Here is a 13,617-nt window from a genome sequence, read left to right as displayed (position 1 = left end):
AGCACGTAGGTCGGGTTAGCCTAGCGTAACCCGACACCCCGCGGCATGTTGGGTTACGGTGCCAGGCACCTAGCCCAACCTACCTTATGCAATGATTGGGTTAACAGGCCCTGACAAGGATAGCTGTATGTTTTCTGATCTGCTCCCGGCCTTCGGTTCCCCGCTCGGTCGCGCCCGCTTGCGCGTCGAGCCCGAGGATTTCGCCGTCATCGAACTGCCCCTGGTCGAGCCGGCCGGGGAGGGCGAGCACGCGTGGCTGTGGGTACGCAAGCGCGGTCAGAACACCGACTGGGTGGCCGGGCAGCTGGCCCGTCTGGCCGGCGTGAAGCCGCGCGATGTCAGCTACGCCGGCCTCAAGGACCGCCATGCCGTGACCGAGCAGTGGTTTTCGGTGCAGCTGCCGGGACGGCCGGACCCGGACTGGAACGCGCTGGAGGCCGAGGGTGTGACTGTTGTCGAGGCCCGGCGGCATTCGCGCAAGCTGCGCCGCGGCGCGCTGCGCGGTAACCGTTTCCGGTTGCGGTTGCGCGATTTCGACGGTGACGCCGGGGCCTTGATGGAACGCGCCGCGTTGCTGAACGTGCGCGGCCTGCCCAATTATTTCGGCGCCCAGCGCTTCGGTCGCGACGGCGGCAACCTGGAAGCGGCCCGGCGCATGTTTGCCGATCCGCGCCGGCGCCTGCCGCGCCAGAAGCGCGGCCTGTACCTGTCCGCGGCGCGCAGCTTCCTGTTCAACCGGGTACTGGCCGAGAGGGTGCGCCGCGGCGACTGGGACCGCTGCCTGGCCGGTGACGTGATGCAGCTCGACGGGCGCAGCGCCCTGTTTGCCGCGCCCGAATGCGAGCCGGAGCTCGAAACCCGGCTGAAGGCGCTGGAGGTCCACCCCACCGGCCCCCTGTGGGGGCGGGGCGAGTCATTGTGCAGCGGGGAATGCGCCCGCCTGGAGGCCGACTGTCTGGCCGCGGAGGCCGAGCTGCGCGAGGGCCTGGAACGGGCCGGCCCCGAACTGGACCGGCGCGCCCTGCGGGTGCGGGTGGAGGGGTTGCAGGTGACGCCGGAGGGCAGCGACCTGTGGCTGGAGTTCGATCTGCCCGCCGGCAGTTATGCCACCGTACTGCTGGATCAGCTGGTGGAGTGGGCGTGAACGGGGGTTTGGCAGACGTAGGTCGGGTTAGCGCAGCGTAACCCGACGAGCCCGGCCGACGTCGGGTTATGCCTTTCGGCTGACCCGACCTGCATCACTGCCGGGCAGCGATCACCGCAGTGCCTTGAGCAGCACATACACCGCCCCGGTACCGCCGTCCACGGGGCGGGCCGAGCAGTAGGCCAGCACCTCGTCGCGCTGCTGCAGCCAGCGGGCGACCTTGTGCTTGAGCACCGGGATGCGCTGCACCGAGCCATGGCCCTTGCCGTGGATGATGCGCACGCAGGTCTGCTGCCGGCGCCGGCAGTGGCCGAGGAATTCCACCAGCGCCTGGCGCGCCTCCGGCACCCGCATGCCGTGCAGGTCGCACTCGGCCGTGACGGCGAACTGGCCGCGCCGCAGCCGCTTCAGCAGCCGGTGCTGCAGGCCGGGCCGGGCGAAGATCAGCTCCTCGCCGGTCTCGACCTCGGCCGGGTCATATTCGTCGGAAAGCAGGTCGCGCAGCACGGCCAGATCGTCCTGCTCGCGGAAATGCGGCCGCGGCGCCGGCGGCGGCGGGCGCAGTTCGACCCGGTCCCGGCGCAGGGGGCGCACCGGCCCGACACTGTCCCGGAACAGCGCCCGGTCGGCGTCGGTGAGCGGCGGTCTGGGGCGGCGCGGCTTGCTCATGGCGCCATCTTGCCACGAACCCCGGCGCAATGACCATGAGACACGTCGCCGGGCTTCCAGTATAGTTTCACTCCGGTACAACACGACTTTTTCGAATAACCCTATGCACCTGCTTCTCAGCAACGATGACGGCTACCATGCGCCGGGACTGGCGGCCCTGGCCGAGGCCATGCGCTCGCTGGGTGAGATCACTGTGGTCGCCCCCGACCGCAACCGCAGCGGCGCCTCCAATTCCCTGACCCTGGACAGCCCCCTGCGCATGACCCTGCAGGACAATGGCTTCTACAGTGTCGACGGCACCCCGACCGACTGCGTGCACCTGGCCATCACCGGCCTGGTGGAAGAGGAACCGGATATCGTGGTCTCGGGCATCAACGCCGGCGCCAACCTCGGCGACGACGTGCTCTATTCCGGTACCGTGGCCGCGGCCATGGAGGGGCGCTTCCTCGGCCTGCCGGCGATCGCGGTCTCCTGCGTGGCCTTCCAGCCGCAGTTCTTCGACACCGCCGCGCGGGTGGCGCGCTGGCTGGTGGACAAGCTTCAGCGCGATCCGCTGCCGGCCGATACCATCCTCAACGTGAATGTCCCCGACGTGCCCTGGGAGGATCTCGCCGGCTTCCAGGCAACCCGGCTGGGGCACCGACACAAGTCCGAGCCGGTGATCCGCATGGAGGATCCGCGCGGCCGGCCCATCTACTGGGTCGGCCCGGCCGGGGCCGAGCAGGACGCGGGGCAGGGGACGGACTTCCATGCCGTGCGGAACCATGCGGTCTCGATCACGCCGATCCAGGTGGACCTGACCCGCTACGACGCTCTGGAAAAGGTCTCCGGCTGGCTGGAGCAGTAGGAACCCGGATGCGCAAACAGTAAACGACGCATCGGCATGACCTCGCAACGTACTCGAGACCGGCTGGTAGCAGCGGCTGCTCAAGGCAAAGGTCAATCAGCAACCCGGCTGTTGCCTGAAGTTGATGCGGCTAGACCACTCTCCAGCCTTTTCGTGTACGAGGCCCTGTCCCAGCCGTCTACAGGACCGTGGCCCTGCCCTCGATCTACTGCCAGACCATCTCCCACCTTACATCGATGCACGGTCATGACCGAGGTAGATCCTCCAAGGGTAAGCCGAAAACGGGTGCTGGATGTGTGCAACAAGTTCCTTGCTACCAGGCTGCGCGCTGGCCCAGCGGTGGAGAAGGTTTTCACGGTCCGAGCGATCGTCCTCTGCTGCGCCAGTGCGTCAGCGCCTGCGATCTGGGCTGCACAATGTTCCAGCTCAGCACAGCCGACGGCAACGTGGCTGGGCCCGAAGGGTCCCTTCGAGGCCATCCCTGCTGACCGCGCGCGGAGACCGATACCCGACCGCTCTGCTTGGAGCAAGCTGGCCCGCACGGTGAACGCCTGGGTGCTCCCAGCGCGGCGCCCGCGACAACGCCTGGCGGTATCACCCCACCGGCCGCGGTAACGGGGTGCCTAGCAGGAGTATCTGGAACTGGTCAGTTTCGTGCCGCTGCTGGGATACGGACTGATTGCGCTGTTCGACGGCGCTGTACAGCCGGGGTGATTGCCGCTCTTGTCGCGCTCCGCATGCGCGAGTTATCTGGCGGGCTGAGTTTTGCCGATCATCGTTTTTTCCCTATCCCGCCGGAAACGTGAGTCTCGCCGCCCATGAGCCTGGCCCGGCCGACCGGGCCTTGTACTACGCCCGGGCTGACACGATCGCCGCGGTGCTGGGCGGCCATCCTGGGCTATGCCATCGGGATTGTCGCCTGCGAGCTGGTCGAACCCCTGATCCGCGAGGTCCGTTACTGGGACAATAACCTCACGCACGGGAGTGGTTCGCCGGTGGGGCCTTCTGGACGGTGGTCAGCGCGGCTTCTCGCCCTTCCCTGATAAAGTCCTTTCACCAGTGCGCCGGCGAGCCCTGTCCATGGCCCTCTGCGCCTTCGTGGTGCTCGGCGGTGGGACGCGGCGCCCGCTTCTTTCTGTGGCCGGGCGGTCTGCTTGGGGGGGGGCGGTCCGCGGCTTGAGCGGCACTGCACAAATACATCGAGAATCCTAGGGCTGGCTGGTCCAATCGGCGCCGGGGTGCTGTCCATGCGCTGCTAGGGGGTATGCCCGGGGCGCTGCAGCAGTTCGCCGGAATCCTGCTGCTGGCAGTATTTACTGCTGGTTGCTGTGCTGGCCGCGCGCTGGCGCCGGTCGGGGTGCGTGGCGAGCCCGGCACCGACGGGCGGCCGGCCCATCACACCGTGCAACGCGGCGAGAGCCTGTATTCCATCGCCTGGAAATACGGCCTGGATTACCAGCAGCTGGCCGGATGGAACGACATCGGCCCGCCTTACACCATCTATGTGAACCAGAAGCTGAGACTGCGCCCGGCCGCGCCCGCGGCCCGGGCCGAATCCCGCCCGGCGCCGACCCCGACACCACGGCCGGCACCTGCCCCCGAACGTGACATCCGGGTCAAATCCAGTCCCGCCCCGCGCACTCCGGCCTCCGCACCGGACAGCTTTGCCTATCCCGCGACTGTCAGTGCCTGGAGTTGGCCGGTCGAGGGTCGGATACTGCGGCGTTTCGACCCCCGTTCGCCGGGCAAGAAAGGCATTACAATCAGTGGGGAAAAGGGCAGGAAAATCCACGCGGCCGCCGCGGGCAGAGTCGTCTACAGCGGCAGTGGACTTGTCGGTTATGGGAGGCTTATCATCGTCAAGCACAATGAGGATTATCTCAGTGCCTATGGTCACACACGACAAGCTGCTGGTCAGCGAAGGCGATGTGATCAAGGCCGGGCAGGTGCTGGCCCTGATGGGCAGCAGCGGAACCAATCGGAACCAGCTGCACTTCGAGATCCGCCGCAAAGGCAAGCCGGTGGATCCGCTGCAATACCTGCCGCACCGCAATTGATGCAGTCTTGCTGGGATAACAAGGGATGAGCGAGGTGAGTCCCATGGCAAAGAATCCAAAGGTCGATATGATTTCCACCGGCATCGGTACCAGTACCAGTACCAGTACCAGTGCCGCAGAGGAAGAACCGGAAGCACACGAACCTGAGATCAGGGATGAGCCGGAGGAGGTGGTGTTCGAAGCCGGTGTGGTTCCGGATCATCAGATAGACGCCACCCGGCTGTATCTGAATGAAATCGGTTTCGCCCCGCTGCTGACTGCCGAGGAAGAAGTCTACTATTCGCGTCTGGCGCAGAGCGGCGACGAATCCGGTCGCAAGCGCATGATCGAGAGCAACCTGCGCCTGGTGGTCAAGATCGCCCGGCGTTACATGAACCGCGGTCTGGCCCTGCTGGACCTGATCGAGGAAGGCAACCTGGGCCTGATCCGCGCGGTGGAGAAGTTCGATCCCGAGCGCGGTTTCCGTTTCTCCACCTATGCGACCTGGTGGATCCGCCAGACCATCGAGCGGGCGTTGATGAACCAGACCCGTACCGTGCGTCTGCCGATCCATATCGTGAAGGAGATCAACGTCTATCTGCGCGCCGCCCGCAAGCTGGCGCAGCAGCTCGACCACGAGCCCTCCCCCGAAGAAATCGCCGATTTGCTCGACAAACCGCTGGAGGATGTCGAGCGCCTGCTCGGGCTGAACGAGAAGACCGCCTCCATGGATTCACCGCTCGGTGGTGACTCCAGCCGCTCGCTGCTCGACGCCCTGCCGGACGAGAACAATCCCGATCCCTCCGACCTGCTGGCCGATGACGACGTCCACGACAATCTGGACTTCTGGCTGGACCAGCTCAATCCCAAGCAGCGCGACGTGGTCGAACGCCGCTTCGGCCTGCACGGCCACAAGACCTGCACCCTGGAAGAAGTGGGCCGGGAGATCGGCGTGACCCGCGAACGCGTGCGCCAGATTCAGATGGATGCGCTCAGGCGACTGCGCGAGATCCTGGAGAGCGAGGGCTTCTCGCACGATGCGCTGCTGCGGTGAGTGACCGACATAACCGTGGTATCGGGTTTACTGCGAAGCTTAAAACCGCAAAGGCGAAGACGGCGCGCGAAGGCAAATTACTTCGGGAGATCCATATTCAGTGTAGGTCGGCTTAGCCCGGGCAGGGCGTAACCCGACAAGGCCCGCCCGAGCATGTCGGGTTACGCTGCGCTAACCCGACCTACACACTTCGCGCGCCGTCTTCGCCTTCGCGGTTTGACGCTTTTCATCTCCCGCATTCTCAGATCATCATCAGCGCCGCCACCACATTGCGGTCCTCTGAGGCGAGCACGGCGAAGGTGCGGCAGGCGGCGGCGGTATCCATCACTTCCAGCCCCACGCCGGCGCTCTGGACCCGATGCAGGATGGCCGCCTCGGGAAAGCGCAACTGGGCGCCGGTACCCAGCACCAGGATCTCCGGCTGCATCTCCAGCAGTGAGTCGATGTGCTCGGCGCGCAGCTCGGCCATGGACTCGGGCGGCCAGTCCGTGCTCAGCCGGGTCGCCGAGATCACCAGGCTTTCCCGGTAGATCTCCTCGTTGATCCGGATCTCGCCGGGGCCATAGCCGCGGATGGCGTAGCTGCCGGTATTCCTGTCCTGGGCGAAGTGCATGGGCACAAGATAGACGTCCGTTGTGCCCGAGTGCAACCCGCGGCCATGTCTCTTCTGTTGAACGGGCCCCGAGTGGCACTTAATTTATACCTGCGTCATTCCCGCGCAGGCGGGAATCCAGTGCCTGGAGGGCAAACACACGCTGGATCCCCGCCTGCGCGGGGATGACGCAGTGGCTGAAATCCGGCTCACTTAAGTCTGTCCAAGATAACCCTATAAATTTCAGTAAGCTAGTTTTGGGTTTCCGGGGCCGCTCCCTTGTATATTGGGCGCAATTTAAGTAAATTGCAGCGTTCGATTTCATCAACCGGCAGCACGCACATTCGGGTACCCAGCCTTGTTGGACGAATTTCAGCGCATCAAACGCCTTCCTCCCTATGTCTTCAATATCGTCAACGAATTGAAGGCAAAGGCGCGAGCGCGGGGCGAGGATATCATCGACTTCGGCATGGGCAATCCCGACCAGCCCACGCCGGATCACATCGTCGCCAAGCTGGTCGAGGCCGCCCAGCGTCGGGATACCCACCGCTATTCGCTGTCCAAGGGCATCCCGCGGCTGCGCCGCGCCATCTGCAACTGGTACAAGCAGCGCTACGATGTCGAGCTCGATCCCGAGACCGAGGCCATCGTCACCATCGGCTCCAAGGAGGGTCTGGCGCACCTGGCCCTGGCAACGGTCGGCCCGGGCGACGCGGTGCTGGTGCCCAACCCGGCCTATCCCATCCATCCCTACGGCTTTGTGATCGCCGGTGCCGATATCCGCCATGTGCCGCTGGTGCCGCACATCGACTTCTTCGTAGAGCTGGAAAAGGCGATCAAGGACTCCTGGCCCAAGCCCAAGATGCTGGTGCTGAATTTTCCCGGCAACCCGACCACCCAGTGCGTGGACCTGGAGTTCTTCGAACGGGTGGTGGCCATCGCCCGCGAACACCAGATCTGGGTGGTGCAGGATCTGGCCTATGCCGATCTGGTGTTCGACGGCTACCAGGCACCGTCCATCCTGCAGGTGCCGGGCGCGCGCGAGGTGGCGGTGGAGTTCTTCTCCCTGTCCAAGAGTTACAACATGCCCGGCTGGCGCGTGGGCTTCATGTGCGGCAACGAAACCCTGGTCGCCGCGCTGGCGCGGATGAAATCCTATCTCGATTACGGCATGTTCACGCCCATCCAGGTGGCGGCCATCAGCGCCCTGGAAGGGCCGCAGGACTGTGTCGAGGAGATCCGCGAACTCTACCGCAAGCGCCGCGACGTGCTCTGCGACGGCCTCAACGCCCTGGGCTGGAAAGTGGAAAAGCCGAAGGGGACCATGTTTGTCTGGGCGCCCATCCCTGAACAGTACCAGCATCTGGGCTCGCTGGAGTTTTCCAAGAAGCTGCTGGCCGAGGCCAAGGTGGCCGTCTCGCCGGGTATCGGCTTCGGCGACTATGGCGACGATTATGTGCGCTTCGGTCTGATCGAGAACGAGCACCGCACCCGCCAGGCCGTGCGCGGTATCCGCGACATGTTCCGCCGCGACCAGAAGAAGGCGTCGGCGGGATGAATTTATACATGACACTATGGCCACGGAATACACGGAAGAACACGGAAAGAGCACGACGCATTGATACATCAATACCTGACGGTTTTCCCGTCATCCCGGCGCATGCCGGGATGACGATTTTTGTCTATCACTGATCTCTTTGACTTGCTTATTTTCCGTGTCTTTCCGTGTATTCCGTGGCCATTCAGAAAAACAAGGAGTGAACTGAAGTGAAACCGGTCAAGGTCGGCCTGCTGGGCCTGGGCACCGTCGGTGGCGGTACCTTCAACGTGCTGCGGCGCAATGCCGAGGAGATCGCGCGCCGCGCCGGCCGCGGCATCGAGATCGTACACGCCGCGGCGCGTGAATACGACCCGACGCGTCTGCCTGGCATCGAGGGCATCCAGGTCTCCGACGATGCCTTCAAGGTGGTCGATGACCCCGACATCGACATCATCGTCGAGCTGATCGGCGGTTATTCCCCCGCCAAGGAACTGGTGCTCAGGGCGATCGAGAACGGCAAGCATGTGGTCACCGCCAACAAGGCATTGATCGCCCTGCACGGCAACGAGATATTCAAGGCGGCCCAGGACAAGGGCGTGATGGTGGCCTTCGAGGCCGCGGTCGGCGGTGGCATACCCATCATCAAGGCGGTGCGCGAGGGTCTGGCCGCCAATCAGATCGAATGGCTGGCCGGTATCATCAACGGCACCGGCAACTTCATTCTCACCGAGATGCGCGACAAGGGACGCGAGTTCGCCGACGTGCTGGCCGAGGCCCAGGCGCTGGGCTACGCCGAGGCCGATCCCACCTTCGACGTGGAGGGCATCGACGCCGCCCACAAGCTGACCATCCTGGCCTCCATCGCCTTCGGCGTGCCGCTGCAGTTCGACAAGACCTACACCGAGGGCATCAGTAACATCACCCGCGACGATGTGGCCTATGCCGGGGAGCTGGGCTACCGCATCAAGCATCTTGGCTTCTCGCGCCGCACCCCGAAGGGTATCGAGCTGAGGGTGCATCCGACCCTGATCCCGGAGCGGCGCCTGATCGCCAATGTGGACGGGGTGATGAACGCCGTGCTGGTCAAGGGCGATGCCGTCGGTCCGACCCTGTATTACGGTGCCGGTGCCGGTTCCGAGCCCACCGCCTCGGCGGTGGTGGCCGACATCGTCGACGTGACCCGGGTGTTGACCGCCGATCCCGAGAACCGGGTGCCGCATCTGGCCTTCCAGCCCGATGCATTGTCGGATACGCCCATTCTGCCCATGGAGGCGGTGGAGACGGCCTATTATCTGCGCCTGTGCGCCCAGGACAAGCCGGGCGTGCTCAGTGACGTGACCCGCATTCTGGCCGAGCGCGAGATCAGCATCGAGGCCATCCTGCAGAAGGAACCGGCGGAAGGCGCGACCCGGGTGCCGGTGATCATCCTCACCCACCGTGTCACCGAGGGCGCGATGAACGAGGCCATCGCCGCCATCGAGGCGCTGCAGCACATCGAGGACAAGGTTACCCGTATCCGGCTCGAACACCTGGATGCGAGTTGAGCTGATTTGAATATTCTTGAACCGCCAAGACGCCAAGTTTTTGAACCGCCAAGGCGCCAAGTGCGCCATGCATAATTTATTGTAATTTTGTTTTCCTGGCGTCCTTGGCGCCTTGGCGGTTAACAATGGATTCAGGATAAACAAACCGAGGGCCCACCATGCCATTCCGTACCCGCTATACCGGTCTGATCGACAAGTACCGCGACCGGCTGCCCGTCCATGACGACACCCGCATCATCAGCCTGGGCGAGGGCAACACGCCGCTGATCCGGTTGAACAACATCCCGCGTGTGATCGGCAAAGAGGTCGACATCTACGTCAAGTTCGAGGGCCTGAACCCGACCGGGTCGTTCAAGGACCGCGGCATGACCATGGCCGTGACCCGCGCGGTGGAGGAGGGCAGCAAGGCCATCATCTGTGCCTCCACCGGCAACACCTCCGCGTCCGCTGCGGCCTATGCCGGGCGCGCCGGCATCACCGCCTTCGTGCTGATCCCGGAGGGCAAGATCGCCATGGGCAAGCTGGCCCAGGCCATGATGCACGGCGCGGTGGTACTGCAGATCCGCGGCAACTTCGACGCCGGCATGAGGCTGGTCAAGGAGGTGGCCGAGGCCGCGCCCGTGACCATTGTCAATTCCATCAATCCCTACCGCCTGCAGGGCCAGAAGACGGCCGCCTTCGAGATCGTCGAGGAACTGGGCCGGGCGCCGGACTATCACTGTCTGCCGGTGGGCAACGCCGGCAACATCACCGCCCACTGGATCGGCTACTGCGAGTATTCCTCCGGTTCGGGCGATCATGTGACCGAGGCCTGCACCTTCTGCAAGGGGCGTTGTCCTTACGCCGGCGGGGCGATCGTCGGCAATCGGCCGAAAATGGTCGGCTATCAGGCCGCGGGCAGCGCGCCCTTCATGCGCGGCGCCATGGTGGATGATCCCGATACCGTGGCCACGGCCATCCGTATCGGCCATCCCCAGTCCTGGGATCAGGCCTGGAAGGTCAAGGAGGAATCCGGCGGTTGGTTCGACGAATGCACCGACGCGGAGATCCTGGCCGCGCAGAAACTGCTGGCCCAGAACGAAGGCGTTTTCTGCGAGCCGGCTTCGGCCGCCTCGCTGGCCGGTGCCCTGCGGGACGTGGAGAACGGCAAGATCCCGGAGGGCAGTTCCATCGTCTGCACCCTGACTGGCAACGGTCTGAAGGATCCGGATACGGCCATCAGCCAGTGCCAGGCTGACGGCACCATGCTGACCATCGATGCCACCCTGGACGCGGTGCGCGATGCCATCCTCAAGGGGATGGAAGACAATTGAACTGAGTCTCTGCGTTCCGGGTCTGCTGGGGCCGCTGCCCGGCGTCGATCCGACGGATCTCGACCTGCCAGCACTGCCGGCCCTGTGCCGGCTGCTGGCGCGCGCCGACCGGGGTCGGGGGCCGCGGGAACTGTTCGAGGCGCTCGCCGATCTGGGGGGTTATCCGCGCGCGGCGCTGCCCGCTGCGCGGCTGCGCTATCTGGCGGAGACCGGCGGCATGGGTGGACCGGGGGATCTGCTCTGCGCCGACCCGGTGCATCTGCGTGCCGACCAGGACCGGGTGCTTCTGTTCGATGCCGACTTGAATGTCACTGCCGGGGAGGCGCATGCCTTGTGCGAAGCCTTCAATGCCTTCGAGGCGGACAGTGGCATGCGCCTGGAGTGCGTGACGCCGGAACACTGGTATCTGCATGTGCCGGGCGGTATCGATATCGAGACGACGCCGTTGCAGCATGCCCGCGGCCGCGACATCGATCCCCTGCTGCCGCGGGGACCCGGGCGCGTCCGCTGGCATGCGTTACTGAACGAGTGGCAGATGCTGCTGTTCCAGCAGCCCGCGAACCAGCAACGCCAGCAGGCCGGCCGGCCCATGATCAACGGCGTCTGGCTCTGGGGCGAGGGCGAGCTCGTCGATGGCCACACGGAGGTCAAAACCCTGTGGGCCGATGACCCGCTGGTGCAGGGCATGGGCCGGCACCTGTCGGTGAATTCCCGGCAACTGCCTGCCGATCCCGCTCACTGGCTGGCTTCGGTTGGTCCGGGACACCACTGGATCCACCTGCCGGGACTGCTGCTGCCGCTTGCCTATCTGGATCTCGAACACTGGCGACAGTCCGTTATGGAACTGGAGACCGCCTGGTTCCAGCCGCTGTTTGCAGCCGTGAATTCAGGCAGGGTGAACCGGGTCAATCTGCTGCCCTGCAACGGATCGGTTTTTCATTACCGCCGCCGGTATCGCTGGAGGTTCTGGCGCCGTGCCAGGCCGCTGACCACATATATGCAGTCGTAGGCCGGGTAAAGCGTAGCGTTCCCGGCAATCCGGGACGAATGCCGGAAACGCGCCGTCTGGCCCTTATCCCAGCCTACAGCCACGAGAGCATACAAATATCAATTCCATGACACTTCCCGCCCACCACAAACGCATCGTCCGACGCGAGCCGCAGGTCAATCCCGCCGAACTGCCGGACAGCCTGCCGGCCGTGCTGCGTCGCGTCTATGCCGCGCGCGGGATCCGGCGGCCCGAGGAACTGGAGCATGTACTGAACCGCCTGCACCGGCCGGAGCAGCTGGGCGGTCTGACCACGGCGGTCGATCTGCTGGAGCAGGCGCTGATCAACGACCGGCATATTCTGATCGTGGGTGATTTCGATGCCGACGGGGCGACCAGCAGTGCGCTCTGTGTGCGGGCGCTGCGCGCCCTGGGGGCGCGCGAGGTCGAGTTCCTGGTGCCCAACCGCTTCGAATACGGCTACGGGCTCACGCCGGAGATCGTCGACGTTGCACTTGAACGCCGGCCCGACCTGATCATGACGGTGGATAACGGCGTATCCAGCCACCAGGGCGTTGCCGCCGCCCAGGCCGCCGGCGTGCAGGTGCTGGTGACCGATCACCACCTGCCGGGCGCGGTGCTGCCCCCCGGCCGAGGCCATCGTCAATCCCAACCTGCCGGGGGATCCCTTCCCCAGCAAGCACCTGGCCGGAGTGGGCGTGGCCTTCTATGTCATGTCGGCCCTGCGCGCCCGGCTGCGCGAGACCGGCTGGTTCGCGCATCGCGGCATCGAGGAACCCAGCCTGGCCGGGTTGCTGGATCTGGTCGCGCTGGGCACGGTGGCCGACGTGGTGCCGCTGGATCACAACAATCGTATCCTGGTCGAGCAGGGCCTGCGGCGCATCCGCGCCGGTCAGTGCGTGCCGGGCATTACCGCCCTGCTGCAGGCGGCCGGGCGCGATCCGGGCCGCTGTGTCGCATCCGACCTGGGCTTTGCCGCGGGACCGCGGCTCAATGCCGCCGGCCGCATGGAGGACATGCGCATCGGCATTGACTGTCTGCTGGCCGATTCAATGGCCGAGGCGCGGCAGCTGGCCGCCACCCTGGACGGGCTGAACCGCGAGCGGCGCGAGGTCGAGACACGGATGAAAGAGGAGGCGCTGCGCGAGCTGGAAACACTGCATCTGGACGAAGCGGCCGAACTGCCGGTGGGTGTCTGTCTGTACAACCCGGACTGGCATCAGGGTGTGATCGGCATCCTGGCCGCACGGGTCAAGGAGGCCTGGCACCGTCCGGTGATCGCCTTTGCCCGGGCCAGCGGGAATGAACTCAAGGGCTCGGCCCGTTCGGTACCGGGGCTCCATATCCGGGACGTGCTGGACGCGGTCGCGGCCCGGCATCCGGGCCTCGTCGACAAGTTCGGCGGGCATGCCATGGCCGCCGGCCTGAGTCTGGCCGAGTCCGCGCTGGAGGCGTTCAGGACCGCCTTCGATGCCGAGGTGCGCCGGCACCTGGACGAAAGCGCACTGCATGGTGTGGTCTACAGTGACGGCGAGCTCGAAGCCGAGGAACTGACCCTGGAGACGGCCGAACTGCTGCGGGCCGGCGGCCCCTGGGGCCAGGCCTTCCCCGAACCGGTGTTCGACGGTGATTTCGAGCTGGTCGGTCAGCGCGTGGTCGGAGAGCACCACCTCAAGCTGCAGCTGCGCGAGCCACGCTCCGGCCGGAACCTGGATGCCATCGCCTTTCACGCGGCGGCACAGCATGTGCTGGAACCGGGCGCGGAACTGCGCCTGGCCTACCGTGCCGACAGCAATGCCTTTCGCGGCCAATGCAGTCTACAATTGGTGGTGGAACACATCGAACCGCTGTGACCCCGCATACGGATCC

At 65.3% G+C, this 13,617-nt stretch carries 10 protein-coding genes and 2 pseudogenes; 10 read left to right on the top strand and 2 right to left on the bottom strand.

The features are described 5' to 3' along the window. Positions 1 to 127: 127 nt before the first annotated feature. Positions 128 to 1,144, top strand: a complete 1,017-nt coding sequence (gene truD, locus D6C00_RS14800; protein WP_125182592.1) for a tRNA pseudouridine(13) synthase TruD — start codon at positions 128 to 130, stop codon at positions 1,142 to 1,144. 111 nt (positions 1,145 to 1,255) lie between these two features. Here truD and D6C00_RS14795 read toward each other — a convergent pair whose 3' ends face one another. Then, complete coding sequence (locus D6C00_RS14795; RefSeq protein WP_125182591.1) at positions 1,256 to 1,813, bottom strand: Smr/MutS family protein; 558 nt, start codon at positions 1,811 to 1,813, stop codon at positions 1,256 to 1,258. Between the two features lie 103 nt (positions 1,814 to 1,916). Here D6C00_RS14795 and surE point away from each other — a divergent pair, with 103 nt between their 5' ends. The 4 genes and pseudogenes from surE (at position 1,917) to rpoS (ending at position 5,750) form a co-directional block, all read left to right on the top strand. Further along, complete coding sequence (gene surE, locus D6C00_RS14790; protein WP_125182590.1) at positions 1,917 to 2,660, top strand: 5'/3'-nucleotidase SurE; 744 nt, start codon at positions 1,917 to 1,919, stop codon at positions 2,658 to 2,660. A 1,264-nt stretch (positions 2,661 to 3,924) separates the two neighbouring features. Continuing rightward, positions 3,925 to 4,509, top strand: a pseudogene (locus tag D6C00_RS14780) (LysM peptidoglycan-binding domain-containing protein); the annotation flags it as partial. Between the two features lie 40 nt (positions 4,510 to 4,549). Beyond that, a complete protein-coding gene (locus D6C00_RS16215; RefSeq protein WP_241546959.1) occupies positions 4,550 to 4,717 on the top strand; it encodes a peptidoglycan DD-metalloendopeptidase family protein in 168 nt (55 codons plus the stop codon). A gap of 67 nt (positions 4,718 to 4,784) precedes the next feature. Then, positions 4,785 to 5,750, top strand: coding sequence for an RNA polymerase sigma factor RpoS (rpoS, locus tag D6C00_RS14775; protein ID WP_399361415.1), 966 nt, complete (start codon positions 4,785 to 4,787; stop codon positions 5,748 to 5,750). Between the two features lie 241 nt (positions 5,751 to 5,991). Here rpoS and D6C00_RS14770 read toward each other — a convergent pair whose 3' ends face one another. Then, positions 5,992 to 6,363: an Mth938-like domain-containing protein gene (locus D6C00_RS14770; RefSeq protein ID WP_241546958.1), complete on the bottom strand. Its 372-nt coding sequence runs from the start codon at positions 6,361 to 6,363 to the stop codon at positions 5,992 to 5,994. Between the two features lie 337 nt (positions 6,364 to 6,700). Here D6C00_RS14770 and alaC point away from each other — a divergent pair, with 337 nt between their 5' ends. The 5 genes and pseudogenes from alaC (at position 6,701) to recJ (ending at position 13,601) form a co-directional block, all read left to right on the top strand. Further along, complete coding sequence (alaC, locus tag D6C00_RS14765) at positions 6,701 to 7,900, top strand: alanine transaminase (protein ID WP_177433230.1); 1,200 nt, start codon at positions 6,701 to 6,703, stop codon at positions 7,898 to 7,900. A gap of 209 nt (positions 7,901 to 8,109) precedes the next feature. After that, positions 8,110 to 9,426 carry a homoserine dehydrogenase gene (locus D6C00_RS14760; protein WP_125182586.1) on the top strand — a complete coding sequence of 439 codons (1,317 nt, stop codon included), beginning with the start codon at positions 8,110 to 8,112 and terminating at the stop codon, positions 9,424 to 9,426. A 158-nt stretch (positions 9,427 to 9,584) separates the two neighbouring features. Then, on the top strand, positions 9,585 to 10,739 hold the full coding sequence (thrC, locus tag D6C00_RS14755) for a threonine synthase (RefSeq protein WP_125182585.1): 1,155 nt from the start codon (positions 9,585 to 9,587) through the stop codon (positions 10,737 to 10,739). Continuing rightward, positions 10,708 to 11,748 carry a hypothetical protein gene (locus D6C00_RS14750; RefSeq protein WP_125182584.1) on the top strand — a complete coding sequence of 347 codons (1,041 nt, stop codon included), beginning with the start codon at positions 10,708 to 10,710 and terminating at the stop codon, positions 11,746 to 11,748. Before thrC ends, D6C00_RS14750 begins: the two co-directional genes overlap by 32 nt. 106 nt (positions 11,749 to 11,854) lie before the next feature. Further along, positions 11,855 to 13,601 (top strand): annotated as a pseudogene (recJ, locus tag D6C00_RS14745) (single-stranded-DNA-specific exonuclease RecJ). Positions 13,602 to 13,617: the final 16 nt, after the last annotated feature.

Source organism: Thiohalobacter thiocyanaticus (assembly GCF_003932505.1).
In the GTDB taxonomy this organism is placed as follows: Bacteria; Pseudomonadota; Gammaproteobacteria; order Thiohalobacterales; family Thiohalobacteraceae; genus Thiohalobacter; species Thiohalobacter thiocyanaticus.
This window is presented reverse-complemented; position numbering and strand designations above follow the sequence as displayed.